The sequence below is a fragment of the Sporolactobacillus pectinivorans genome (assembly GCF_002802965.1).
In the GTDB taxonomy this organism is placed as follows: Bacteria; Bacillota; Bacilli; order Bacillales; family Sporolactobacillaceae; genus Sporolactobacillus; species Sporolactobacillus pectinivorans.
This window is the reverse complement of the sequence record NZ_NXGA01000001.1, coordinates 2,186,740-2,212,525: the sequence shown is the minus strand read 5'-3', so window position 1 is coordinate 2,212,525 and position 25,786 is coordinate 2,186,740. Positions and strand designations below refer to the sequence as shown.

Sequence of the window (25,786 nt, the reverse complement as noted above, 5' to 3'; positions counted from 1 at the left end):
CATCTCCTAAAGCTTTGCAAAGGACAACCACTTACTGAGTCACATATCTGTATTTAATTAAACAATTATCTAATTAGATATTAATAAAATTTATTAGGTATGACAAGATATTTAGCAAAATTTCTTTAACGTTAACAGAATTAACGGCATTAGTAATGACTGAAGCAGGGAGGGGAAGGTGGTGACAAAGCCATTGTTCCCGGAATGTCGTTGATCATCAATTTGTACGGATAAAGAAATTAAAGAGATCACTGAAATGAAATCTCTTTTGCCGTGGCTTGGGGCTTGGCTTGGTGCATTATGACCTGTACAGATTCAACCGCGACAGTGATGGGCACTGATAAATACAAATAAGAGGTTTGATAATGATAAGGCTGCATTTTCAACTGTAAAATTGTTCCGTTATAAAATAAAGTTATTTAAAAATATTATGGTTTGTACTGAAAAAGTAAACGAATAATGCGTAAGAAAGGAACGAAAACAGGTGTGTGATTACAACATAAAAACTTCGTTGCGAGCTTATTGTTGCGAAACGGTCACTCGAAACTTTGATACAGTAAATATATAAGAAGAGGCAGAGGACTGGAAAGTCTGGTATAGGAGTATTATTGCTCTTAAACATTACTACGTAAAATATAATTTTGACGAAGTAATGTTATGATTTATTTTTGTTTGGTCTATTTTAGTGTGCTTAAGTGATTTCATTGGTCTCATCTATTTTGAATGATAAATTACTCGAATGAAATGTTCCGGACCGCTCATCTTTTCTTGTAGATATTTTCATCATTTAGATATTCCACGAGCTGTTCACTGTATCAGATGCACATAACGGAAACCGAAAATGATTATCTATGGCTTAACGTTCATCAAAGTACCAATGCCGCAATAATTCTGATTGCTCATTCATCCGGTCATTGCAAATACTGTTGAACTGATTTTCCCACTGTTGATGCTCATCAGCAACGTCTAGCTGAAGTTGCAGCACCTTCAACGCCTTCAATGTTCAGATCGTGATCGAGTGATTACTACGTAAAATACTTGACTCTTATATTTCATCATGATATTATACTATTATAATTACCATTATTTAACAAAACTATTTTTCTCTTTGGAGGCCCTAAGCGTGGATGATGCTCGTAAACAGCATTTGCTTGACAGAATCGATGAAAAAACAGATGAGCTCCCCTGGTATGTCCGCGAGTATGTTGATAAAAAGATGCGGACGATGTCGCCCCGTTCACTGTTGAATTACTGCCATGACTACTTGATTTTCTTTAATTGGATGCTTGCCGAAGGTCTTTATAAAGGCAAATGTGAGGATATTCCCCTGGATGGCCTAGAAAAACTTACTCCGCAGCAGATTGAAAACTTTCTGTCTTATTTGCAGTTCCGGCTGAATAACGATCGTTTTACAATCAACCGTAAACTCTCCTCGCTGAAGTCGCTGTTTAATTACCTTCAGAATGTCGCCGAGACTCAGGATCTCAAGCCCTATCTGGTGCGCAATGTGATGGCCAAAATTTCCTTCAACAAGATTAAAGAAGATCAGGAAACAGTTGCCCAGAAGATGGCGGGAAAAATACTCTGGAAAGATGAATATGAACAGTTTCGCCAGTTTGTTGCCGAAGATTACTGCCAGACTGTTAAGAATGACAAAAAGCTTTTGAATTTCCATCAGCAAAATGCGGAACGTGACACGGCAATTGTATCGTTAATTCTCGGCTCCGGATTGCGCTTATCCGAAGTGGTCGGACTGGATCTGAGCGATGTGGATTTTAAAAAACGGATGGTTCGTGTCATGCGCAAAGGCAACAAGGAGCAGTATGTCTACTTCAGTGAACAGGCCGGACTGGATCTTGAAGATTATCTGCAGGTACGAACTGAAAAATATCATTTGCCGGTTTCAAATAAAGCTCTTTTCGTTTCCGCATCTATGGGACCAAAAGAAACAACACGGAGGCTGAGCCCGCGGGCAATCGAAAACCTGGTAAAAAAATATGCTACCGCATTCGGCAAACCGGCGCTGTCTGTGCACAAACTACGGCACTCGTTTGCAACTAGATACCAGGCCGAAAACAACGATATTCCTAAGCTTCGCCGCCAGCTTGGCCACTCGTCTATCCAGACTACAATGATTTACACCCATCTATCAAATGAGGAACTTAAAAGAGCTGTCGACAATATGGACGACCACTTCGATGAACCGGATAATCAATGATTACATCATTGCACGCCGCATAGTTTATTGAACCAGAGTAATAAATTTTAGTTTCACCTAACAACTCTGCCAACTCTGCACTAAAACAAAGGCTTAGAATAAATTAGCCCTATATTTTGCCTGTGCCTGTGCTACCCCTGTGCTGCCGGTTTAGCCCTAAACTGACATAAAAGCAGCTCCTTAAAATCGTCAGTTAATTGAAAAACAGCCCTCAGAAATCCCAATTATAAATTTTTAAGTAGGTATTCCATGCTTTATCTCTATTAAATTGCAAACCAATATTCCATGCAATTTAGTTTACATAATATAATTTATGTGTTTTTATATACATTCATCCGTTGTCAGTACTCATTGTACCTGTTTTTCATCAATAAACGTTACCTGTCCGTGGTTCAATGAAGCAACTCTGGCAAGAGAAAAAACCGGATAACCAGCCTGCTCCAGCCTCATCCTTCCTTCCTGAAATGATTTTTCGATCACAATGCCAATGCCTGCTACAACTGCCCCTGCCATCTCAATGATTCGCGTCAGACCGAGTGAAGCCTCCCCATTTGCTAAAAAATCATCAATAATAAGTACACGGTCACCAGGGATCAACATGCCTTTCTCAATAAATACGGAATTTGTGACTTGTTTGGTAAATGAAAAGATTTCAGTAACCAGGCTGCCTTCATCCAAAGTAACCGGTTTTTTCTTCCGGGCAAAAATAACAGGTACTTCCAACTCTAGCCCTGTCATCAGCGCTGGTGCGATACCTGAAGACTCAATTGTAATGACTTTGGTGATTTCTTTCTTCTGAAAAATGTTGGCAAACTTCTTGCCTATTTTCAGCATTAATACAGGATCAATTTGATGGTTCAGAAAATGATCCACCTTAAGAATCTCCGAACCGATGACCCTCCCCTCTTCCCGAATACGTTTTTTTAATTCTTTCATTTTCTTCTCCAAATCCTCTCCAAAACAAATTGAAAGTTTAAAAGATAAATTTTTTCAAAAAATAAGTATATGTGTTAAACGAGAGAACAGATGCGCCTCCATATGTCTCAGGAAAGAATCAATGATGGCACATGATAAAAATGCATGAACCAGGAAAAAAACTCAATGTAGGCTTGACCTGATAAGATCTCCCCATTCTCTTCAATGAATATGTACAAGACCCGGAAGCGGCTCAAACCGTTCTAATCAGGATTTTTCTTCCAAGTATTTTTTTACATTTGAGATTGTGACCGTCTCCAACTGCATTTGTTTGTTTATCATTGGATCCATAAGCCGCGCGAATCCACTAGGCTTAAAAGATAAGGTAAACGTTACTTTTGTTTCTTCTCCATCATTTTCGAAAACGTAATGTCCAACCGGCCTTGCCGGACCCGATATCACTTTAAAAGAAATGGTTTGATCTGCTTTACATTCCGTAATTTCATAATCACCGCTGATGCTTTTCCCAAACGGTCCCTTCATAGTTTGTGAGAACTTGGTCCCGATGTCAATGGCACCCGCGGTCTCCTGTTTCACATCAACTACAGAGGGCCTCCAAAGTTTATTATTTTCGCCATTCAATATAAAATCATAAATTTCTTTTACCGGTCTATGTATTGAAACCGCAAATTCAGCAAATGCCATATAATGACCTCCCGAAAATTTCTATATACAATGATGTTACTGGAAAGCAAATCTATTTTCGCATCAGAGCGAATGATTCGAAACATTCTCAACTCTGCTGTACAGTAAATTTAACATACTATTGGAGGCTTGTAAAAAAATGGCTTCATTACTTGATGAAATAAATGAATATAAAGTTTCTTCAAAGAAAAAAGCATCTCCTGAAAAACAGCGTCTCTATGCACAGGCTATCAAAGAATTGGAAGCATTCGGTGTCGCTCGAGGACTAAAGGAAGGAGATCCTGCCCCCGATTTTTCTCTTCCCGATGCCACCGCAAAAAAAGTAACTCTTTCAGAAGAACTGGCAAAAGGTCCTGTAATCATCTCATTCTATCGCGGCGGCTGGTGTCCCTATTGCAACCTTGAACTGAGAGCCTATCAGCGCTCATTGCCTGAAATTCAAAAAGCCGGTGCACGGCTGATTGCAATCAGTCCGCAGACACCTGACGCGTCTTTATCCACAAAAGAAAAAGATGAACTCGAATTTGCCGTGCTGAGCGACAAAGATGGAAAAGTTGCTGCACATTATCATTTGCTTTTTAAACTTCAGGATTATCTAATTGATCTGTATAAAGAGTCCGGAATTGATCTTGAAGAGCGGAATGGCAATGAAAAATGGGAACTGCCAAAGCCCGCAACTTTTGTAATCAATCAGAAAGGAAACATTGTTTTTGCACATGTCAGTTCAGATTATAAAGTAAGAACTGATCCGGTCGAAGTTATAAACGTTGTTAAAGGATTGGGAAAATAACCTTTGCAGTAAAAAAGGTTAAACAGAAAGCTGCCCTTATCTCGGGGCAGCTTTCTGTTATTTATCAAACCAGCCTTTTTTCCGGAACCAGAAATACATGCTGATTGCAATACCCATCATCAGCACAAGTACCAGAAAATAGCCCCAATGCCAGTCAAGTTCCGGCATGTATTTGAAATTCATACCATAAATCCCGGCAATAAATGTCAAAGGCATAAATATGGTCGTAATGACAGTCAGTGTCTGCATAATGCTGTTTGTCCGGTACGAAGTCAATGACAGATAACTGTCACGGATATCGGATGTAATCTCCATGTTGGATTCAATTATGTGAGTCAACCGGGCGAGATTCTCACTGACATTTCGCAAATAAATGTTCTCCGTCTCGCTTGTCGGTATATAAGAAGAACCGACCATCCGCTGGAGAATGTCCATCAAAGGTGTCACCACTCTCCGAAAGCCGAGAAGTTCACTGCGGATCTGAAACACCCGTTCATTCAATCTGTGTATTGATTCACGTTTGGAATTCATGTCCAATGCATCGATTTTGTCTTCAAGAAGACTGGCGACCATAAAATATTGTTCTACCAGCCTGTCCATTAAACGATGCAAAATTTCCTTTGGTGTTTGGGCATCGGAAATATTTTCATTTGAACGGCATTCATGCCAAATGTCATTAACCGCTTTTAGATTATCTGTATGAAACGAGAAAAAGTAGTTTTTGCCTATATACAATTGAAGTTCATGAGGTTTCAGTGTGCTCGGGCTGACGGCCTGAATTGACATGAAATAGTAATCATTAAAAAGTTGAAGCTGGGGACGTTTTGTATAACGGTGTTCATTTTTCATCATATGGGACCTGAAAAATGGAAAACGCCGGGTAAATTCCTCCGTCTCCTCCTCATCCGGTTCACTGATGTCCACCCAGTGCCATTCTGTCGACGCTGTATTCAGAGAAGACAGTGTCAGCGAATCGGTCAGTTCCCCTTCTTCTTGTTTTGCTAAAATACGAATCATCGTCCATGCTCCTTTTAAGCCCGAAAACATGCAAAATCTCCAGCATTTTTTATATGGATTCCTGTCATTAAATATCCAGAAATTCGCCATCCCTGATTTCGTGAAGCGTTCTGAAAAGGTCACCTGGAATATGGCCGGAAAGTAAATCAAGCGAATTATAGACTTCAAGCCGGCGCACATCGGGCACTTCCTCCTCCTTGCCATATTGAAAACTGTTTTTATAGTCCCCAGTAATCCTTTCCATGATCCTTCTTTCGAGTTCACGCTCTAAAGACTGTTCTAGAGGAATTTTTTTCTCCTCCGAAATAAGCACTGCAAAACGGCCATGCACTGTCTCATAGACAGTATAGCTGGTAGTAAGCGATGACTGATCATCCGTTACACACGCCGAAGCCAGTTCCCTGCCAATAAATCTCTTCCGTTTGTAAAATCCTCTTTCGCCTTCCGATATTTCCACGTATTCAAAGCCCTTGCCCTCACCGATTTTGATAAAGTATCTCAATGCCTGAACGATCGTAGCAGATAAGTTTTTTCCGGACACATCCTGTGCGTGATCAAAAACTTGAAGGTCAGAGTCAGGTACATAGATTGTCTTATTTGGCACTGAAATTCCTCCCTCGTTTTGAAGTAATCTGCGGACTATTTAGTTTATACACATAAATATACACGACATATACGTATAAATAAAGCATTATATGAATAGTTTATAAACATATTTTGTACTATATTATACGTATATTCGACAACGGCGCCTCAAAAAGCGACGATAATGCAATTATTTAAGCAATAACCGCGGGGTAGAATGAATCTGAATCATTTTTCCCGTGTTAAAGCAGCTGCTTTTGACCTGGATGAGGCTGCTGCTTGAAAAAATATCCATTAAAACGATTGGTTTATGTATAAATGACGAGCAGCGCATAATTTTTGTCACAGAGTGGCCGCTTCGTGCCAGTAGCATAGTTTCGGCCGGGCATTCCCCACCCGCAAAGTTTAATCCAGGGAACTTAAAAACCCCGGCAATTCAAAATAGTGATGTGTAGATCTAAGTGTATTCTTCCAAGAAATAAATGACTTAGGTCGTGCCAAATACAAATGATCAACAAAGATATTTCAAAACTAATCAAGAAGTTTGAAGGTATGAGAAGATTTCAATGCATGGGATTCCGATTATTGAGGATGAACTGAATGGACAGGTACCGATCAGAAAACTATGGAAAAAACCGTTGTGATCGTAAACGCTGTTCAAATGACAACGCTGAATGATAGATGCAAAGAACTAAAAAACTTGTACTTAATACGGCTGACAGAACTTTTGTCGGGGTAGTGTAAGCAAACAAATCAATTAAACAAACGTTTGATTAATTGATTATAAAAAAACGGTCCCTGCTTTCCGGGGCCTTTTTCTAACCCGTGAATTTCGCTTAGCTTTCGGGATGTGGCTCTTCATCGTATAATTTCTTCAGTAGCTTAATCAGTTGCTTCTGTTCTTTCTTTGTTAAACTTTGAATTCTAAGTGTAAAAAAATCTTCTTGCTCCGGCAGTAAATTTTGATAAAGTGCAAGCCCCTTTTCTGTCAAAGATAAATATTTTGTCTTCCACTCCCGTTCACGATAAATATATCCCGAATTTTCCATTTTAGTAATAAGTTGTGTGACATTTCCTTTAGAAACAAGCAATTTTTCAGCGAGATCTTTTTGTGAAATCCTTTTCTGTTCCGCAATCCGTTTCAGCACTTCATATTGAGGAACAGTAAGATTCCATTTTTTCAGAAAAACCCCAAAGGAATGCAACTGAAGATGATAGGTTCGGGACAGAAAAAGCCAAAGTTGTTGGCTTCTATTTTGTGCTTTTCCTGACCTGTTTCCCATTGAAAGTTTTTTCAAATTATTTCACCTTCTTTGACTTAATATCAGTTTAATGCTAAACTAATCACAATCTCAAAAATCAACTTTGCTCTTGTGGTTTTCGGTTGATCAGCTATCTTCAATGTTAGCACTGATTTTCAATTTCTATTCCCACGTACTCATTTTCGCACAACCCTGTTTTTCCGTTGATCTTCTCAATATTTATTGCCACAGCTTTTTCTAACCCAAACATGTGATTTGTCATTGCTTCGGTAAAATGTTTTTTAGACAAGGAGGGATTCATTATCAGTATCAATAATCCGATTCAAACAGACTATGATACCGACCGAAACTTTAAGACACCGAATTCAAACAAACATAAAAGATTTTTAAAACTGATAGCTTTAGTATCTACCTTCGGAGGACTTTTGTTCGGCTATGACACAGGCGTGATCAATGGTGCACTGCCTTTTATGTCACGTCCGGATCAGCTCAACCTCAATGCTTTCACTGAAGGGCTGGTTGCCAGTTCACTGCTGTTTGGAGCTGCTTTTGGAGCTGTATTCAGCGGAAAACTGGCAGATATGAAAGGGCGCCGGAAAGTCATTATGTATCTGGCCATCATTTTTCTGGCCACGACTTTAGGTTGCTCATTAGCTCCTAACGCTGAGCTCATGATTTTTTTCCGCTTTTTGCTGGGGCTTGCCGTGGGCGGGGCTTCAGTAACCGTCCCCACCTATCTGGCAGAAGTGTCACCGGCTGAAAAACGCGGACAGATTGTAACGCAGAACGAACTGATGATCGTCAGCGGACAGCTGCTCGCCTATACTTTCAATGCGATGATTGCAAGTTATACCGGCGGTGCCGGGCATATATGGCGCTATATGCTTGTGCTGGCGACTTTGCCGGCAGTCTTCCTTTGGATCGGCATGCTGATCGTTCCGGAAAGTCCAAGATGGTATGCATCGAAAGGCAAACTGAAAAGTGCGTTGCATGTCCTTCATCTGATTCGGAGGCAAAAGCGGGCGAATCTGGAACTCATTACCATTAAAAAATCGATCGAAAAAGAGAGTAAAATAAACAAAGCCGGTTTCAAAGATCTGAACGTTGGCTGGATCCGGAGAATCGTTTTACTTGGTATTGGTATTGCTGTTGTTCAACAAATTACCGGTGTAAATTCCATTATGTACTATGGCACCCACATTCTTCAGGAAGCTGGATTTCAAGCGCAGGTCGCTCTCATTGCCAATATTGCCAACGGCATTATCTCTGTGCTTGCAACGCTTTTCGGGATGTGGCTTCTTGGCAAAGTAAATCATCGCCCAACGTTGCTTGTCGGTCTCACAGGAACAAGCTTGTCACTTCTGCTGATCGGAATTTTTTCCCTCACATTGCATGGCACTGCCCTGCTCCCATTCCTTGTCCTCGGCATGACAGTGACCTTTCTCGCATTTCAGCAAGGTGCCATTTCCCCGGTTACCTGGTTGATGCTTTCGGAAATTTTCCCGCTCAGGCTGCGCGGCCTCGGAATGGGGGTCACTGTTTTTTGTCTCTGGATCACGAACTTTCTGATTGGATTGATTTTCCCTGTTTTACTTAATTGGATCGGCCTCTCTACGACATTCTTTGTCTTTTTTGTCTGCGGACTGGGCGCGCTGGCCTTTGTCGGAAAGTTTTTACCGGAAACAAATGGACACTCGCTTGAAGAACTTGAGCGCTATTTCAAAAATTTTGATAAAAATCAGGCTGTTCAAGAATCACAGCAAGCCGATTAACCAATCATTTTACTCTATAATCCAGAAAAATAAAATTTCGCCGGGAATCGCCATTTTGACTAAACTGTATGTTCTTGGGCACTGAGCGGCCAAAGTAGCTCAGTGCTTTTAATTTTCATTTTGAGCAGACAAGCGTAAACAGTTTTGGAAGACCGATATCACTGTTTTTCGTATTGGGCAGTTCATCCAGCCTGTCCACGCGCAGCCCCGAACGGGCGAATGAAGTGACAATCTCTCCCAGTGTCCATTCTCTCAGGAATACTTTATAATTTAAAGCTTCTGATTGATCTCTGGAAGATAAATGCTTTCCGTATGCGACTTCCCGTTCTTTCAACGTCTGATCAAAATAATTGCCAAAAACGATTTGCTTTTTTCCGCGTGTCGTGACCAGTTTCGTGGAAACCGGATGAAATTCCTGAAGAACCAGCTGCCCGCCGTCTTTAAGCAATTGGAAGACTAACTTCGCAAGCGGGTCAAGATCAATAAAGTAATGCAAAATGCCCAATTCCATGAGAACAACATCATAACCCGACGTTCTTATGTTTTTCGGAAGGCGCAGAACATCTGAAACAATATAATTGAGCGGAGTACCCAGCGCAGCCGCCGTTCTTTGGGCATACGCAGCATTTTCTTCTGATATATCGACAACCGTTACATCCGCCCCAAGCAAAGAAAGAGCCAGGGCTTTTCCCCCATGTGAACCGAGCAGATTGATGATCTTTTTCCCTTTTACTACGCGAAAATAAGGGGCAAGCTGAGCCAGCCGCCCGACCGGATCATGCCGTATTTTCGCAGCAGCCTGTTCAGGGGTCCCAAACCGGCTGATCCATGCCTGAAAAGCATCTTCATTCCAGGCTTTTTCATTTTGAATGGCATCCGAACTTTGCATTTGATGGAGATAGTCTTTGACCGTCAGATATAAAGGATCATCCGCCTGCAACCGTCTTAAAAAATAATAAAGGGACTTGACAAAGACCATTTCTGTTCCACATTTTATCTGCAACCGATCCGGATCCGTACGGATTACCGTGCCAAAAAAACCGACGATTTCCATCTGAAAATGATCAATGGTCAGTGCGAACCAAGTTTTTCTCAGGTCCTTTTTTACAGGAGCCGGTTCGTAAGGCAAAAAAAGCCGATACAGACTTTCTATCGCGTCCCATTGAATTAAAATCTGTATCGTTTGATTTTCCGAATCAGGAATTTTAACACCCTGGAGGACCAGAGCACTTTTCCCTGTCAGCGTGTAGGGGACTTTTGCCTGATCAATCAGCGCCATTGCAGTCATGAGTACATTTTCCCATCGCTCTCTTGAATCATTTTCACACATAAACAGATCCCCTTAACCGTTGTAAATATGTTTTACAGCCATCCGATAATAATCGTAACCTGATGAAACAGCGAAGCCGATACTTCGATACAGGTTTAGTGCGCGATTATTTTTACTTTCTACCTCTAATTTTACTCGAACAGCACCTCTGACGAAGAGATGCCTGATGATGAGGGATAAAAAGCGCCGCCCGTATCCTTTTCCCTGAAACTCAGGCAGAACCCCAAAGCCAAAAACACTTGGGTCTCTTTCTTCATAGTCAACATAACACATGCCAATCAACTTTCCGCTCAAATTCGCAGCAAAACCTTCCCGTGTCCTGGCAAGCAATGATTTTTCAATCCTGCTGCGCGCGTCCTCCTCGCTTTCGCCAAAAATCGCCCTACTGATATCCGTCAACGTATCGAGATCACCAAATTTTGTTTTTATTAATCTAATTCCATTGTCCTGCGACTGATCATGCCAACTGTTTTTTTCAAGCGCCATGGCATACTCCGAAAAATCATAGTTTGCACCCAGATGGTCCGTCAGGCTTTTATTTGAGTCGCGATGATCTGCGACAAACAAAATATCCGGGATTCCGTACTTCGACAATTCTTTCCCGGCACAAAGCAGCAGTGCTGAAAAGTATCCACGCCCCCGATAGTCGGGCAGTGTCATAGCACAGAGTTCGGCTTCTCGCGAAGTGGGCAGAAACAGGTGCAGAACGCTTATTGGCTGGTCTTTTTCATAAGCAATAAACGTATGCTTGATCGCATTGTTAAAATGCAGTGAGGCATCAAGGTATACTTCATTCCTTTCGCCATCCTGTTTCATCACTGCCTGTTCTAGGCTGCGAATCTGGATGAGCGTTCCCTCATCCAGCCGATTGAAACTCTTTATAATCATCCCATCGTCTCCGCCTGTTCTTTGATACGATTAATTATAAGTGAACCAGTTAAAAAAAACGACATCAAATCTCAATGCCCGGCATCGTTCAGACACCGGGCATAATCGACTATTCGACTTATTCACTTATCCATCGGTTGTTTATTTGGAAAAAAGTTCTCCGGAACTTGAGCTGTGCATCGGCTGCGTCCTGGAATCAGGATCGATAAAGTGTTTTGCGTTATTGACTGCAGTCGGCGCTTCGCCAAATCCGGTGGCAATCAGTTTTATTTTTCCTGGATATGAAGCAATATCACCGGCAGCATAGATACCAGGTACGCTCGTCTCCATTTTTGTATTGACAACAATAGCATTTTTATCAAATTCAAAGTTCCAGTCTTTGATCGGGCCAAGCGCCGATACAAAGCCGTAGTTGACGATCAGATCGTCAAGCGGCAAAATTTCAAGCCGATTGCCCTTGACTTCCTCAACAACCAATTTTTCAATTCTGTCCCCGTTTCCAATAATTTCTTTTGCCGTATACGGTGTGAAAATCCGAACGCGTGACCGGTTCATTTGTTCTACACTTTTTTCATGAGCTCGGAATTGATCGCGGCGGTGGACAATCATAACATCTCTGGCTATTGGCTCAAGCGTGTTTGCCCAGTCGACTGCAGAATCGCCGCCACCAAGTATGGCAACTTTCTTACCCGCGAATTTTTGGACATCGTCAACATAATAGTGCAGGTTTTTATTTTCGTAGGTTTCCGCGCCTTCAATTTTCAGCGGTCGCGGAGAAAAAGCTCCGACCCCGGCCGTAACGATCACCGTTCTTGTACGGTGGCTATTTCCTGATTCCGCAGTGATCTTAAAAGTCCCATCATCCTGACGTTCAAGTGTTTGTACCTTTTCATCAAGAATAATCTCCGGATCAAATTGTGCCGCCTGTTGCACGAGGTTCTTGACCAAGTCTTTAGCCTTTATCTTTGGAAAACCGGCAACGTCAAATATATCTTTTTCCGGATAAAGCGTGCCAAGCTGACCTCCGAGTTGAGGAAGACTCTCAATAATTTTTACTTTCATTTGCCGTAATCCGGCATAAAAAGCAGCAAAAAGCCCGGTCGGACCGCCGCCGATAATAGTTATATCATACAGTTCCTGAGTTTCTGACAATCTGACCCCTCCGAATCATTTATTCATTATGGCTTACGCCGCAAAAACAGTGAATCAATGCACAATTTTAACGCCCTATCAGAAATAATTCGTGCAGTTTCACATCGATTAAGCAGGCGCAATACTGCAGTTCTCAATAATTTCAGTACCTGTCCGCCGAGAGTTCTGATCACCCTGTGCCAAAGAAGTATTTCCTCCGCCTTTTCCATGAATCGACGGAAGAATTTCCAAGAGCGTGCGCTTCATATCGTTTCGAGCGTCGCGGCCTTGGCAACAGACAATATGGATATCTTTACACGACGGATAGATCTTGTCAGTTTTTCCGCCATCTCCCGTAAATTTTTAACCGGCCGACCGTCGAAACATTTCGTCACCAGAGCCGTTTTGTTATCACAAAATCACCTTCTGTTCTTGATGAACAAGTCCCAAACCCTAAGTTAACAGGAAAATCTGAAAAGCACCTGAAAAGCGGATCGTTAAGCGTGACAAGATTAAATTCAGCAAAAAAAGAGCAAAATATCAACGAACTATAAAAAAGGGAAGAGGAAATCGATGATGATACTTGCGACAAACCTTTGCCTCCTATGGTTTGCTATCAATTTTCTCATCCTCATACCGAGAAAATTATCAAAGGAAGAAATGCTTTTCTTATTTCTTACGAGCTCCATCGCAATCACGCTGGCCATCTATTTCCCGGCCCATAAAGCTTATTATGGTGTACCAGGATTTAAACTAAGCCTCGCTCAGTTTTTTGCTTTTCTGATCAACCGAAATTGTATTTTTCCGTTGCTGACAATCATTTACGCCAACCTGATTCAAAATACCAGGTTTTATCAACACGTCAGCGCGGCCCTGTTATTCATCATTACTGTCACTTTTTTTATTTCGTTGGAAGAAAAATATACAACAGTCACCCATGTTCCATTTTTGATTTTTTTTGAAGTAGTATACTTGTTTCTGATTTCATGCCTGATAAAAAGCTTTCAGTTAATCAGAGGCATGGAAAAAAAGAGTGCATATGAACTCCGGAGGCACCGATGAGAACCTATGATCAATTTTTAAGCCTAAACGAATGGTTCATTATCGTAACCGGCATCACCGCATACAGTTTGATTTTTTTTCTGCCCAAAAAGTTCACCCGGGCCCAGACTGTGCTTACTCTTTTTATCGGCATCTATTTCGTCGTTTTTTTTGATCATACAATGTGTGTTGAACCCCTTGATTATTATGACGTCAACGATTCAAACAAAATCGACATCTGGGATGTTCTTTCCTACATCATGTATGGACCATTTGCCTATCTTTTTATCTATGGCTACACTTTACTCAGAAAAAGTAAATCCACATATTTCTTCTATTTACTGGTTTGGACTATCTTTTCTATCACCGCTGAAGCACTGGCGTGGCATGCCGGTGTCTATCATTACAGACGGGGATACCGGATTTTCTTCTCCATCCCCATCTACTTACTCGTATTAAGTCTGACCATGATTTATTTCCAACTCTTTATTCGAAAAACAGAAAATAAGGCTAACCGACCCAGCAAAAGTTAATCGACCTCATCAGTATCCGAAATCCCTGGGGTTTTCCAAATTTCTATAACGTCTCCATCTTCTTCCTGATCCACTACAAAGGATCCATTATTATATCTGTCAGAAATTCGGACGTTAAACGGGTCTACTGGGACGACTTTCCCTTTTTCCGTTGCCAGCCAGACTCTATCCTGTTCATTGATCAGTTCAATGCCGGCAATTCGATGCGGTTTGCTTTTCAGTTCACGAAGCATCGTCAGCCCTCTGCGGGCGCGTGCACTCCGCTCAAGCTGCCTTTCAACCGACATCTTTTTGACCGAACCGCGATCAGTCACAATCAGTAAATCATCTGAAGATGCCTCATTAGGAAAGGCCAGTCCGCCCGCAACCCAGTCATCCGTCTTTAGTAGAACCGCTTTGACTCCGGCCGCTCTGAGGCCAACCATTCCGGCGTCTTCTTCTGCAAAACGAAGCCCATAGCCAAAACGGGTGGCAATAAGAATATCCATCGTCCCATCAGTCAAAAATGCATTGATGCACGCATCACTTTTTTTCAGTTTCAACGCCGTCAGCGGTTTTGAATAGCGCTGGGCTTTATATTCAGAAAGTGCTGTCCGTTTCACCATGCCCATCTTCGTGATGAAGACAGCGAACTGATTTTCCGTACCAAAATCAGAAACCGGAAGGGCTGCAATTACCTGCTCATCCGTCTCAACCTGGACCATACTGGTGACATGCTGGCCAAGATCTTTCCAGCGTTTATCCGGAATCTCGTGAACGGGAAGGTACAAATAACGTCCCAAGTTCGTAACGACAAGCAGCGTATCCGTTGTGTTCATCTGTTTCTGGTACAGGACGTGATCTGTATCTTTCATGGCGACCCCGTCATCGCTGCTGGCAGCAAAAGATCTCAGACTTGAACGTTTAATGTAACCATGTTTGGTTAATGAAACCATGACATCTTCTGAAGCAACCATGACTTCAAGCCCGATCTTTATTTCTTCGATCTCATCTTCAATGGTTGTCCGCCGGGCATCGGCATACTTGGTCCTAATTTCAATCAGTTCTTTCTTAATTACTGAAATTAGTTTCTTCTCCGAACTGAGGATGCCCTGCAGACGGTTGATCGTCTGAACAAGTTCTTCCTCTTCTTTTCTCAATGTGAGAATATCGGTATTGGTCAGCCGGTACAGCTGCAGGTTGACGATAGCTTCGGCCTGCAGCTCACTGAAACCGAATGAACTGGAAAGATTTTCTTTCGCATTTTTCTTATCCTTTGACGCGCGGATCACACGAATCACATCGTCGAGAATGGAAACGGCTTTGATCAGTCCCTGGACGATATGCTGACGTTCCTTACTCTTCTGCAGCTCAAACTGCGATCGCCGGGTGACAACATTTTTCTGATGCTCAACGTAAGCTTCCAGAATTTCTTTCAGTCCAAGCTGGCGTGGCGCTTTATGATCAATGGCCACCATATTGAAGTTGTAAGAAACCTGGAGGTCCGTGTTTTTGAAATAGTAATTCAGTATCCCTTGAGAATCCGCCTCTTTTTTTAATTCGACGACAACTCTCATACCGGTCCGGTCCGTCTCATCTCGCACTTCAGCGACGCCTTCAACCTTATGATCCAGGCGCAGTTCGTCCATTTTTTTAACCAGCAGCGCTTTATTTACTTCATAGGGAAGTTCAGTAATAACGATCTGCTGACGCCCGGTGCGCAAGGACTCGACTTCTGTGCGTGCTCTGAGCATGATCTTTCCCCTGCCTGTCCTATAGGCCTTCCTGATGCCATCAATCCCCTGAACAATGCCACCTGACGGAAAATCCGGGCCTTTTACAGCAGTCATCAGATCATCTATGGTGCACTGAGGTCGTTCCATCAACATGATCGTCGCATCAATGATTTCTGCAAGTGAGTGGGGAGGTATTTCTGTCGCATAGCCGGCTGAAATACCTGTTGACCCGTTAACGAGCAAATTTGGGAATTTAGAGGGGAGCACAATCGGTTCTTCAAGCGTATCGTCAAAATTAGACACAAATTCTACTGTTTTAGCATCAAGGTCTCTGAGCAGCTCTGCGGATATTTTTGACAGGCGCGCTTCAGTATATCGCATGGCGGCAGGCGGATCGCCGTCGAGGCTGCCATTATTCCCATGCATTTCGATCAGAGGCATTCTGACCTTCCACTCCTGGCTCATGCGCACCATGGCTTCATATACGGAAGAATCACCGTGAGGATGATAATTGCCAATGACATTGCCCACTGTTTTTGCCGATTTACGGAAGGGTTTGTCACTCGTATTTCCATCACGGAACATTGCATAGAGAATACGTCTCTGAACAGGCTTAAGCCCGTCTCGGACATCGGGAAGCGCACGCTCCTGAATGATATATTTGCTGTAAATACCGAAACGGTCGCCAATCACTTCTTCCAGCGGCAGGTCCAGCAGCTTTTCTCGGTTCATGTTCTTTATTCAGCACCTTTCACGACAGTCAGGTTTTCGTTCTCCAGAATGTTTGTTTCTTCATCAAGACCGAACGCGACATGGGACTCAATCCATTTGCGGCGCGGCTCGACTTTATCCCCCATCAGTGTCGTTACGCGCCGTTCCGCAAAGGTCTGATCATCAATTCTAACCCGGATCAGTGTGCGCAAATCCGGATTCATTGTCGTATCCCAGAGCTGATCAGCATTCATCTCGCCTAGCCCTTTATAGCGCTGAATTGCATAGCCCTTGCCGATGTGCTTGATCGCCTCTTTCAGACCATTGTCATCCCATGCATATTCAAGCACCTCTTTCTTTCCGGTGCCCTTGCTGACCTTGTAAAGCGGCGGAAGGGCAATATAGACTTTGCCTGCTTCGATCAGCGGTCGCATGTAGCGATAGAAAAAGGTCAGCAAAAGGACCTGAATGTGCGCGCCGTCATTATCGGCATCGGTCATGATCACGATTTTGTCATAATTGCTGTCTTTTATCGAAAAATCGGCTCCGACTCCCGCACCGATGGCATAAATCAGCGTATTGATTTCTTCATTCTTTAATATATCTTCCAGCCTTGCCTTCTGAGTATTGATCACCTTCCCGCGCAAGGGAAGTACAGCCTGAAATTTGCGGTCCCTTCCCTGCTTCGCGGAACCTCCGGCAGAATCGCCTTCGACCAGATACAGTTCATTCCGGTCGGCGTTTTTCGAAGACGCTGGCGTTAGTTTACCGCTGAGCAACGTTTCCTTCCGTCGGGTTTTCTTTCCGTTTCGGGCATCTTCACGCGCTTTGCGTGCGGCAAGCCGTGCTTGACGCGCCTTTATGGATTTTCTGATCAGCATTTCGCTGGTTTGCGGATTTTCCTCCAGAAAATAGGAAAGCTGTTCTGAGACAACAGTGTCAACGGCGGAGCGTGCCTCACTCGTGCCCAGCTTTTCCTTGGTTTGGCCTTCGAATTGAAGCAAGTGCTCAGGAATGCGCACCGACACGATACCCATAAATCCCTCACGGATGTCGCTGCCTTCCAGATTTTTTTCTTTCTCCTTCAGCAAACCGGATTTTCTCGCATAATCATTGAAAACACGTGTCAGTGCAGTTCGAAAACCGGATTCATGTGTTCCGCCGTCTTTTGTGCGGACATTATTAACAAATGAGATCAAGCTTTCCGAATAGCCGTCATTATACTGAAAAGCCACGTCAACTTCCATTTCGTTGGCTTTGCCTTCGAAAGCAACGACCGGGTGCAGCACATCTTTGTCCTCATTCAGATAGGCAACAAATGCTTTAATGCCTTCATCATACTGATAAACTTCCTTTTTATCGGAACGTTCATCCGTCAGGACAATTTTCATCCCTTTTTGCAGGAAAGCAGATTCACGCAGACGCTCACTGAGGACATCAAATTGAAAGGAAGTTGTGCTGAAAATCGAAGCGTCCGGTTTAAAGTGAATCAAGGACCCTGTTTCTTTAGACGTGCCTATTTTCTCCAGCGTTGTCACGGGATGGCCCCCATGCTCGAACCGCTGCCTGAAAATTGAGCCGTCACGCCAGATCGTCACTTCCAGCCACTCAGATAATGCGTTAACTACCGATGAACCAACACCGTGAAGTCCGCCGCTCGTCTTATACCCGCCGGTCTGGCCGAATTTGCCACCTGCATGCAATACCGTGAAAATCACTTCAACAGTCGGTTTTCCTGTCCGATGAATTCCGGTCGGCATACCGCGACCAAAATCGCGCACGCTGACACTCCCATCTTTGTGGATGGTCACAAGGATTTTGTTGCCATAACCGGCCAGAGCCTCGTCGATCCCGTTGTCAACAATTTCATAAACCAGATGATGAAGCCCCCTTGCATCGGTTGAGCCGATGTACATGCCCGGTCTTTTCCTTACAGCTTCCAGCCCTTCCAGTATTTGAATTGTATCATCATTATAAGCCGTTACTTCTTTCGCCAAATAAAAAACCCCTTTCAACACCTGTCGCCAGGGTCTGCGGTGATCGGTACATTATCTTTTGTCTCTTCCGAAACAGTCTGAGCCACGTCATTAATTTCTAAGTGACGTGGATTCTGATTAAAGACGATAAATATCACTGTATTTTTCAGTCAGATAATGGATCAGATACTCCGGATTAGGTCCTTCTCCGGTTGCATCATTCAGTATTTCAAGCGGCTTTTTCAGGCTGCCAAACTTGTGAATGTGCTCGCTCAGCCAGCCTGTGATTGCCGAAAGGCTGCCCCCGCGCACGCGGGCATCAAAGTCAGGAAGGTCGTGCAGCATCGCATGCTTAAACTGTGCCGCATAAACATAACCAAGTGCGTATGAAGGGAAGTACCCGAAATCACCGCCCGGCCAGTGAATATCCTGTAAAACACCTTCGCGGTCTGTTTCAGGAACAATACCGAGGTATTGTTTCATTTTTTCATTCCAGACGCCCGGAAGATCCTTCACTTCCAGATCCCCATCAAAAAGCCCTTTTTCAATATCATAACGAACCATGATATGTAGCGGATAAGTCAATTCATCTGCAAGTGTCCGGATCAGTGAGGGACGCGAGACATTGATGGCCCGATAAAAGTCTTCAAGTGTCACATCGTCAAACTGTCCGCTGGCATAGCGTTTCAATTCGTCATAATGCAGGCCCCAATACGCTTTGCTGCGCCCGATAAAGTTCTCAAAGAATAAAGACTGCGATTCATGAATACCCATCGAAGTTCCCTCACAAAGCGGGGTCCCGACCAGATCGCGGGATATGTGCTGCTCATAGAGCGCGTGTCCGCCCTCATGAATCGTTCCGAGCACTGTCGACATAAAATCATTTTCCTGAAAATTTGTTGTCACCCGGACGTCGCCCGGATTCAGTGTAATTTCAAACGGATGCTCCGTCTCATCAAGACGCCCCGCCTCAAAATCATATCCATTTTCGCGCAGAAGGTGCAGGCAGAAAGCCTTCTGCTTATCGACCGGAAAGTGCACGTGCAGAAAATCACTCTCAGGCTGATCTTTTGAAGCGGAGACTGCATCGACCAGCGGAATAATTCCCTGACGCAATTTATCGAATACGCGATCAATCGTTTCAACAGTCAGACCCGGTTCATATAAATCAAGCAGCGCATCATACTTATTCGCATGCACGCCCCAGTAGCTGATAAATTTACGCTTAAATGCTACCATTTTTTCCAGATAAGGTTCAAGAAGAGAAAAATCGCTTTTGGCCTTTGCCTCTTCCCAGACGCTCTGCGCTTCAGACTGGAGAATGACGTAGGCTTTATTTTCTTCCGCCGGAATATTGACATAATGATCATATGTCTTTTTCGATTTTTCAATCATTCGTTTTGTGACCAGACTAAGAGATTTCTGAACTGAAGGCTCTGTTAAGGCGTCGAGATAGCCCTTCATCTCATCAGATACAGATCGCCTGAACACTTCGTCCGACAGCGTACCAACCACCTCAGACCGCTGTGAGATACCCTTTTTCGGCGCCCCGGTTCTCATATCCCATTCAGCCAAAGTAATGGCCTCGTTGAAATCCATAATCTTCTTCACATATTGCTCATAAGATCTTACTGTTTCATCAATTGACATAGATATCACTCTTTTCAAATAAAGAATCATTGATTATTAAATTTAGCGTAAAATCACTGCTTTGTCTATTTTCAATTTCATGGCGAAGATTTCCTGCATTGAAAAGTCAAAAATAATTTTGATTAGATTCCCCGCCGCAGTCAAAGAAACAGCCGGTTTGGAGAAACAAAACAGAATCAGGATTCAGTTTCCTGTCTTATTGGGTATTTCCGGCCAAAATATTGATAATAATCGGTCCGGATACGACCATTATACAATTTCCTTTTTTTTGTCGCTTTTCTTCCGAAAAAGGATTCAAAGTCTTCAAAAGAAGAGATGAAATAAAAGGACCAGGTTTCATATTTTTTGAAGAGCTGTCCCAGATCCCGGCTGATACCTTCAATCTGTTTCAAATCCCCCATTCTCTCACCGTAAGGAGGATTGCCGATCATGCATCCCGACTCCTGTTTTGATGTAAAATCCGCAACCTGCATCTGTTTGAAAGTGATCAGGCCGCTGAATCCCGCTTCAAGTGCGTTATGCTCCGAAAGCTCAATCATTTTATGGTCAATATCACTTCCCATAATATTCAACTGCTGATCATAGTTGGCCAGATTATCCGCCTCTTCACGCGCCCTGTTCCATTCACCGTCCTGAAAAAGCGGCCAATTTTCGGAGACAAAGGAGCGATTAAAACCAGGCGCAATATTCTGGCCGATCATGGCCGCTTCAATGGGAAGCGTTCCCGATCCGCAGAAGGGATCCACAAATGGGCGATCAGGTGTCCATCTGCTTAAGAGAATCATGGCACTCGCCAACGTCTCTTTCAAGGGAGCGATATTGTGCAGTTGCCGGTATCCGCGCTTATGCAGGCCATCACCGCTTGTATCAATCGAGAGCGCTGCGATATCCTTGTTTAAAGCAATCTGGATTTTATATTGCGGTCCGTCTTCCGTGAACCATTCTTTGTGATAATGCTTTTTCATGCTCTCGACAATTGCTTTTTTGACAATAGCCTGACAGTCCGGGACACTATGGAGAACGGATTTATGCGATTTCCCGGTCACCGGAAAGTTGGCATTCTCCGGTAAAAAATCTGCCCAAGGCAACGCTTTTGTCTGTTCAAACAGGCTGTCAAAAGTTAATGCTTTGAATTCCCCGACTTTTAACCGTATCCGGTCAGCAGTCCGCATCCATAGATTCGTCCGGCATATATCAACGGGTTGCGCTGAAAAAGTTATTTTTCCGTTTTCCACAGTCAGGCGGTCATATCCGAGCTTTTTTAACTCTTCTGCAGCAACACTTTCAAGCCCCATAGCTGTTGTGACGATCAGATCCAGCTGATTTGCCATACCCTTTCCCTCCTGAGCGATTCTCTCGCTATGTAATCGGCCGATCAGAGTGTCTTTTTAACCTCCGGCCTTGTTTCTCAATCGGAATTTCCGATCGTGCAAAGCATAAACCCAAGCGGAGACGTCGGCCGATTTGAACAGTTTCCCGTTATTCAACATTATCGGTTCAAATTAATAAAAAAAAGCCCTAACAAAAGGGCTTTTCTTCTGAAAAATGCATCATTCATGTTCTGTAAGCCATGTTCTGTACTTTCGTACTCAAACAGAGCAAAAGCTCCTCGTACAAAAGCGGCAATCATCTATCTACAGATAAAATTCTGTCCCTTTTTCCGTTTGATTCCTTCCAAAGGGTTCCTCTACCAAGTTTGAGTTTCCCGCTCGAGGGGTTTACCGCGTTCCACTTCTTTCGTTTCCGAAAGACATCGTCACTATGGCACTTTCAAGAATACTGAGCCATATCCCACAAGGGACACAGGCCGTTCTTCTGCCGTTAACCCAGATCACTCCGGACTACCCTGGCTTATGACTTGGCCAGGCACGAACACTACGGTCATCACAGACCGTGCGAGCATGGACTTTCCTCTATATTCTCAAAGGAATACAGCGATCACCCGAACACGAACAATGTCACAGATACAGATTATAATCCATTTTTTTAAAAGAATCAACCCTGCCGGGCAAAAAAATTCATTCACCCAGACGACTGCCAAAAACGTGTTTTTCCAAGTTGGAAAGACGTTTGAGAATATCGTAATTTGTCTGCCCCAGATTGTCGGCGTAGTCCTGACGTTTTGGTTCCTCGCTTCCGGCCGCCTGCTGTTCACTTTTCAGACGTTTATTTTCCTCGCGGAGCCGTAGTATTTCCGCATAAAATACATCATAATCACTGATCACAATATCAAGGAACTGGTCAACCTCTTCAGGCTGATAGCCGTGAAATGAAGTTTTAAATTCTTTATGGAGAATATCATTCTTTGTCAATCTGACTGTTTTCTGTTCCGCCATGTCCATCATCACCCCGGATAATATCTTTTTTTATTTTTTCAAATTTAGCTTATCTTGTCAATTACTTCTACATCCAGTATTCGGGATTTTGCTGTTTTAATTCTTCCGACGCAAAATCAATATCATAACGATCGATAGCCGTAATTGGATAGAGCTCATGCCGGGCCCTTTTTCGAGCTGCAGACAAATAGTACTGAGGGGATCCTGGTGTCTCTTCATCATATAAGATGACCATACCGTCAGTTTTTGACACCAAAAATTCATTTTTCTGTCGGAGCTGCCCGGGACTTTCATAGGGCCGGTTACTGATCGCTCCGGTAAAATCTGCAGCTTCAAGCACGTGATTGTACTGTGTTTTCACCCAGTCCCTGAAACGCTCCTCCTGCCCGATGAACGGAACAAGAACGGCCAACTTCAGATCCGGGAAATCTGTTTTCAGCTCCAAGCAGGTTTCCCCGGCCCAGAGTTCGACACCGGGCTGCCCGCTGATTACAATCCATTTTGTTCCGGAGCCTGCAAGATCTTTGATCTGCGTTTTCAGACAATAACGGATTACCCGAATTCCCGGATGGTCCGCTGAGAAGATACCCAGTTCATTGGGTTTGTAACCCGTGACAAGCATAACTTCCTGATCTGCCACCTGCACACCACTCCTGTTTCTCCCCACCACTAAGGGGAAATCAACAAGTTCTTTTGATAAGCATTTTTAGTGAAAATTTTGTCGAATTCGCTTTCAAATTTTATATAAAAAAGCGATAATTGCCGACTCTTGACTATTTATGCGCTTACCCGGGCAATAAATGGAGTTTTCATAAAATATTTCACTTTAGGAGTATGTTTAAACAGACTATTATGGATCCATTCCTTTAAGTAATTTCTGATCCAGTCGATTTAACCGCTTAAGATACGCCCTTATTTTTTCACTGCTCCTGCTTTCAGTAATGTCCCGTCTATCTTTCAGACAATCAATTGCATACTGGGTATACTGAATTGCTTCTCTATAATCTTTAAATTGATGTTCCATAATCTTTGCGGCTTCAATGTACAAGCTGTCATCCGGCTCAGTTTCACTGGAGATCGCCGACTGCATCAATGTTAACGCATGGGTGTAATGCCCCTCCCTCTTGTAGAGCTGTGCCAGATGGATCTTTGAAAGATTTCCATAATAACCGTTCTGATCCGCCACCGTCCGAAAAAGCGAGACTGCGCGCCTTTTATCACCTATCTGCTGATGCCAGCGTGCAATCTCATAACGTTCAGCTGGATCGCAATCAATATTTCCAAGCACTTTATTTGAAAGATGAATATAAAGTGCAATGAGTGACAGGACATCCTCACGATTATGTTCGATAATTCCGGCGACCTGGCTTGCCTGAGGATGCTTCAAAAACTGAAAATAGAGAAACGGCGCCATTTTCCCGGGTATGTCGTCAGTCCTCCCCATGGACAATATTTCTTTTTCAACGGTCTGAAGCCTGACTGAGTCCAGCCTTTCCTTCCATAACCGCCGTGAAGCATGAAGCAGGTCAAAATGCCCGAAAGCCGGCAGACGGGGGACCTGGTCACGCACAAACTGATACCTTGTCTTCACTCTTGGCCAGTCAAATGCCTTTCCATTAAAAGTCACGAGATTTTTAAGAGAACGGCTGTCGCTCAGAAAGGCATTATAGAATGCTGCTTCATGGCCCGGACCCGGAAGAAAGTACTGTTTCAGTTCGACTCCGCTCCTTGTCACGCGCGCAAGCCCGATCAGAAAAATCATCTCACCTGCACCGGCGGAAAGGCCTGTCGTCTCTGTGTCAAAGAAAAGCAGGTCTTCAGCTTCAAGCCCATACGCGGAGAGGGGATGCAGGCGTGAAACTTTTTTTTGCCAATCCGCAACAACCGGAAACAGTTCTTTGACCGTATAAGGACCAACGCATGTTGTTGCATTAAGTTGTTCGGTATGGACGAGGACATACTGACCCTCAAAACGGCAGATTTCAGCATCCAAATCTTTCGCCGCCCGCCTGATCTCCCGTTCATCATCAGCTGCGTGTATCGCCCTTTCTTCACTTTTATTCCCGCGTTCGATTTGCTGCGCCTGATGCAGCTGTTTCTTATACAGCTGAAGTTTCTGTTTTAATGACACGATGTTTTTTCTCCCAGAATATGAAGCAATGCCTGCTTTGCCGCCCTGCCTTCATTGACAAATCCGATGCATGAAGGACAGCCTGATTCACAGCCGCAGGACACGGCCATTTCTCTTGCTTTTTCAAGAAGTGCAGGCATGGCTTCATATAGTTTTTTGCTCAGGCCGATGCCACCCGGATATTTGTCGTAAATAAAAACTGTTGGTTTCTCATTATGAGGTGCCTTGATTTTTGCGACAACTGACAAATCCGACTGATCACACATCACAAAAAGGGATGCGGCGTGACGCAGCACATGACTCAGACCGACCAATGCACCCTGGAACACGTCCTTTCCGAACCGATCCATCCATTCCTCTGAAAAACTGATCCAGGCCGCATTCGTTTGCAATTCCATTTCCGGAAGATGAATATGCCCCCACCCGATGTTTTCAAAGGTTTCAAACCTGATTTTCTTGAATACGGTCGGAAGTGCCCGGACAGAGACATCTCCATAACACTTGTCCGCATTCAAACCGGCCAGCGGTACCTGTCCGTCCGTCTCAAGGACATCCATCTGTACAGCCAGATCCGAGTCGGTATAATAATTCACATTGACACGCCTGATATAAGCTTTCCGCTGTTCAAGGTCCAACTGATCGACATGATATTGAATGCCCTGATGAATATAAATCGCGTCTTCATACAGCATCGTCATCGCACCAAAACGATCCATCTCGCCAATTACTTTCGCATGTCCTCTATCCGAAATGTCCACAATAGCAAAAGAATCCTGGACAGCTGAGCGCAGGCTGATCTCATTTGCAGGAAATGCATCATTCATCCAGTACCATTTTCCGGCCTGACGATGCAACACATCTTCATCCGCCAGAAATTCACACAAATCATCCACCGGCTGCCCGCCAAATATTTCGCCCTTCGGAAAGGGTAATTCATAAGCTGAACACTTGATGTGGTCCATTAATATCATCAGATTATCCGGATTAACACGGACTTCTTCAGGTTTTCGTGAGAAAAAGTAGTCCGGGTGCCCGGCCATATACTGGTCAAGCGGAAGAGNGCTGCCCGCCAAATATTTC

General features: G+C 43.6%; 20 protein-coding genes and 1 other RNA gene. 4 read left to right on the top strand and 17 right to left on the bottom strand.

Annotated elements, in window-relative coordinates:
• Positions 1–1,123: 1,123 nt before the first annotated feature.
• The gene (gene xerS, locus COP04_RS10605) at positions 1,124–2,218 is read left to right on the top strand and encodes a tyrosine recombinase XerS (RefSeq protein WP_100487997.1); all 1,095 of its coding nucleotides are present in this window, start codon (positions 1,124–1,126) and stop codon (positions 2,216–2,218) included.
• 348 nt (positions 2,219–2,566) lie between these two features.
• Here the strand turns inward: xerS and COP04_RS10600 are convergent, their stop codons facing one another.
• Both COP04_RS10600 and COP04_RS10595 read right to left on the bottom strand, forming a co-directional pair.
• On the bottom strand, positions 2,567–3,154 hold the full coding sequence (locus tag COP04_RS10600; protein WP_100487996.1) for a xanthine phosphoribosyltransferase: 588 nt from the start codon (positions 3,152–3,154) through the stop codon (positions 2,567–2,569).
• A 246-nt stretch (positions 3,155–3,400) separates the two neighbouring features.
• Positions 3,401–3,838, bottom strand: a complete 438-nt coding sequence (locus COP04_RS10595; RefSeq protein WP_100487995.1) for an SRPBCC family protein — start codon at positions 3,836–3,838, stop codon at positions 3,401–3,403.
• A gap of 139 nt (positions 3,839–3,977) precedes the next feature.
• On the opposite strand from COP04_RS10595, the gene COP04_RS10590 reads away from it, so the two are divergent.
• Positions 3,978–4,628, top strand: a complete 651-nt coding sequence (locus COP04_RS10590; protein WP_100487994.1) for a peroxiredoxin-like family protein — start codon at positions 3,978–3,980, stop codon at positions 4,626–4,628.
• Positions 4,629–4,685: 57 nt separating this feature from the next.
• On the opposite strand, the gene corA is transcribed toward COP04_RS10590, so the two are convergent.
• The 3 genes from corA to COP04_RS10575 all read right to left on the bottom strand — a co-directional run bounded on the left by corA (position 4,686) and on the right by COP04_RS10575 (position 7,528).
• Positions 4,686–5,645 (bottom strand): magnesium/cobalt transporter CorA, encoded by a 960-nt coding sequence (corA, locus tag COP04_RS10585; protein WP_100489632.1) that lies wholly within the window; start codon positions 5,643–5,645, stop codon positions 4,686–4,688.
• 67 nt (positions 5,646–5,712) lie between these two features.
• Positions 5,713–6,249 (bottom strand): EXLDI protein, encoded by a 537-nt coding sequence (locus COP04_RS10580; protein WP_100487993.1) that lies wholly within the window; start codon positions 6,247–6,249, stop codon positions 5,713–5,715.
• An 817-nt stretch (positions 6,250–7,066) separates the two neighbouring features.
• On the bottom strand, positions 7,067–7,528 hold the full coding sequence (locus COP04_RS10575) for a MarR family winged helix-turn-helix transcriptional regulator (protein WP_239984838.1): 462 nt from the start codon (positions 7,526–7,528) through the stop codon (positions 7,067–7,069).
• A gap of 284 nt (positions 7,529–7,812) precedes the next feature.
• Here COP04_RS10575 and COP04_RS10570 point away from each other — a divergent pair, with 284 nt between their 5' ends.
• The gene (locus tag COP04_RS10570) at positions 7,813–9,264 is read left to right on the top strand and encodes a sugar porter family MFS transporter (protein ID WP_100487992.1); all 1,452 of its coding nucleotides are present in this window, start codon (positions 7,813–7,815) and stop codon (positions 9,262–9,264) included.
• Between the two features lie 115 nt (positions 9,265–9,379).
• Here the strand turns inward: COP04_RS10570 and COP04_RS10565 are convergent, their stop codons facing one another.
• The 3 genes from COP04_RS10565 to COP04_RS10555 form a co-directional block, all read right to left on the bottom strand.
• A complete protein-coding gene (locus tag COP04_RS10565) occupies positions 9,380–10,594 on the bottom strand; it encodes a class I SAM-dependent methyltransferase (protein ID WP_100487991.1) in 1,215 nt (404 codons plus the stop codon).
• A gap of 12 nt (positions 10,595–10,606) precedes the next feature.
• Positions 10,607–11,482 carry a GNAT family N-acetyltransferase gene (locus COP04_RS10560; protein ID WP_100487990.1) on the bottom strand — a complete coding sequence of 292 codons (876 nt, stop codon included), beginning with the start codon at positions 11,480–11,482 and terminating at the stop codon, positions 10,607–10,609.
• Between the two features lie 141 nt (positions 11,483–11,623).
• Positions 11,624–12,634, bottom strand: coding sequence for an NAD(P)/FAD-dependent oxidoreductase (locus tag COP04_RS10555; RefSeq protein WP_100487989.1), 1,011 nt, complete (start codon positions 12,632–12,634; stop codon positions 11,624–11,626).
• Positions 12,635–13,671: 1,037 nt separating this feature from the next.
• Between COP04_RS10555 and COP04_RS10545 the strand changes: the two genes are divergently transcribed.
• On the top strand, positions 13,672–14,187 hold the full coding sequence (locus tag COP04_RS10545) for a hypothetical protein (RefSeq protein ID WP_100487987.1): 516 nt from the start codon (positions 13,672–13,674) through the stop codon (positions 14,185–14,187).
• Here the strand turns inward: COP04_RS10545 and parC are convergent.
• The 9 genes from parC to COP04_RS20780 form a co-directional block, all read right to left on the bottom strand.
• Positions 14,184–16,634, bottom strand: coding sequence for a DNA topoisomerase IV subunit A (gene parC / locus COP04_RS10540; RefSeq protein ID WP_100487986.1), 2,451 nt, complete (start codon positions 16,632–16,634; stop codon positions 14,184–14,186). The genes COP04_RS10545 and parC overlap by 4 nt on opposite strands.
• A 5-nt stretch (positions 16,635–16,639) precedes the next feature.
• Complete coding sequence (gene parE / locus COP04_RS10535; RefSeq protein WP_100487985.1) at positions 16,640–18,610, bottom strand: DNA topoisomerase IV subunit B; 1,971 nt, start codon at positions 18,608–18,610, stop codon at positions 16,640–16,642.
• 117 nt (positions 18,611–18,727) lie between these two features.
• Positions 18,728–20,239: a carboxypeptidase M32 gene (locus COP04_RS10530; protein WP_100487984.1), complete on the bottom strand. Its 1,512-nt coding sequence runs from the start codon at positions 20,237–20,239 to the stop codon at positions 18,728–18,730.
• A gap of 176 nt (positions 20,240–20,415) precedes the next feature.
• Entirely contained in the window at positions 20,416–21,570 is a 1,155-nt protein-coding gene (locus COP04_RS10525) for a THUMP domain-containing class I SAM-dependent RNA methyltransferase (RefSeq protein WP_100487983.1), read from the bottom strand.
• Positions 21,571–21,798: 228 nt separating this feature from the next.
• Positions 21,799–22,189: RNase P RNA component class B (gene rnpB / locus COP04_RS10520), an RNA gene on the bottom strand.
• A 68-nt stretch (positions 22,190–22,257) separates the two neighbouring features.
• Complete coding sequence (gene gpsB / locus COP04_RS10515) at positions 22,258–22,575, bottom strand: cell division regulator GpsB (protein ID WP_100487982.1); 318 nt, start codon at positions 22,573–22,575, stop codon at positions 22,258–22,260.
• Positions 22,576–22,642: 67 nt separating this feature from the next.
• Positions 22,643–23,215, bottom strand: coding sequence for an SLOG family protein (locus COP04_RS10510; protein ID WP_239984837.1), 573 nt, complete (start codon positions 23,213–23,215; stop codon positions 22,643–22,645).
• A 210-nt stretch (positions 23,216–23,425) separates the two neighbouring features.
• The gene (locus tag COP04_RS10505) at positions 23,426–24,706 is read right to left on the bottom strand and encodes a ribonuclease H-like domain-containing protein (RefSeq protein ID WP_100487981.1); all 1,281 of its coding nucleotides are present in this window, start codon (positions 24,704–24,706) and stop codon (positions 23,426–23,428) included.
• The gene (locus COP04_RS20780; protein ID WP_476749554.1) at positions 24,697–25,746 is read right to left on the bottom strand and encodes a Zn-binding domain-containing protein; all 1,050 of its coding nucleotides are present in this window, start codon (positions 25,744–25,746) and stop codon (positions 24,697–24,699) included. Before COP04_RS20780 ends, COP04_RS10505 begins: the two co-directional genes overlap by 10 nt.
• Positions 25,747–25,786 lie beyond the last annotated feature (40 nt).